Annotated in this window: 1 protein-coding gene; it reads right to left on the reverse strand. The window is 45.8% G+C overall.

The features are described 5' to 3' along the window. Window positions 1-171 precede the first annotated feature (171 nt). Complete coding sequence (gmk, locus tag CIK04_RS23755) at window positions 172-795, reverse strand: guanylate kinase (RefSeq protein WP_128824670.1); 624 nt, start codon at window positions 793-795, stop codon at window positions 172-174. Between the last annotated feature and the right edge of the window lie 357 nt (window positions 796-1,152).

Consider the following 1,152-nt stretch of genomic DNA (forward strand, 5'->3'; position numbering starts at 1 on the left):
CGGTTGCCAACTTTTTCAACAGCGTCTTGAACAGTTACGCGTGCCATGAGAACTCCAAWTAGTTAACTAATTTTTTGAATGACGAGAAAGTATACAGGCTCTCAGTTCTCAGTGTCTAGCTTGAGGTACCTTGAGTTGTATTATTAGTGCCACAGAATGCTTTCTGGGGTCTTATTCCGCTAAAAGCGCGTCAAGCATACCGCTATATTTAGCAGCTTGTTTGTCTTGCTTCAATCTTTCTGCTCGGATAATGGCCTTAAAGTCCATTAAAGCAGTATCGAAATCATCATTGATGATCACGTAATCGTATTCGTTGTAGTGCGAGATTTCGGATTTCGCTTCTGCCATGCGCTTGGCGATCACCGCTTCGCTGTCTTGACCGCGCGTATTAAGACGACGCTCAAGTTCACCATTAGATGGTGGTAAGATAAAGATGCTCTTGGCGTGTGGCATTTGCTCACGAATTTGACGAGCGCCTTGACCAATCGATATCGAGAAAACATCAATGCCTTTATCTAGGGTGTTTTCAATCCAAACACGTGAGGTGCCGTAGTAGTTACCAAACACTTCTGCGTATTCCAGAAACTCACCTTTGGTAATCAGATCTTCAAAATGCTCTTTCTCGACAAAGTGGTAGTGCACGCCATCTTGTTCACCTGGGCGCATGCCACGTGTGGTGTGAGAGACCGACACTTTCATTGCGTAAGTCGGGTTTTCTCCAGCATCGCGGAGATTAAGCTGGTATTTGCCTGCACCGCTTGGAGCAGAGACGATGTAAAGAGTACCTTTGCCCATCTGTTTTAGTCCACGTTTGGTTTGGATTGAGAGCGGATAGGGAATATCTGCTACTAAAAGATAGCACTGACCAGCGAAAGTTCACCAGTTGATGACTTTTCGGCCAGAAAAATGGAGGCGAAGAGTATCACGAACTGAGGGTGGTTGCCAGTTGAAGTYGTCTCCAAAATGAACGCGATTTGCCAGTGGTGTAGACGAAAAAAGGGGAGACAGCTTCCCCAGACACGTGCGACTGACTCACACTTAACCAGATGCCAGAATTACTAACAATTCAGACGTTTGGTTATCCTTGACCCGCCAGATATGTGATCCAAGGGCTAACCACTTGGCGCATTTTTTCTGACTGAGCAGCACTTT

Source organism: Vibrio sp. 03_296 (assembly GCF_002265885.1).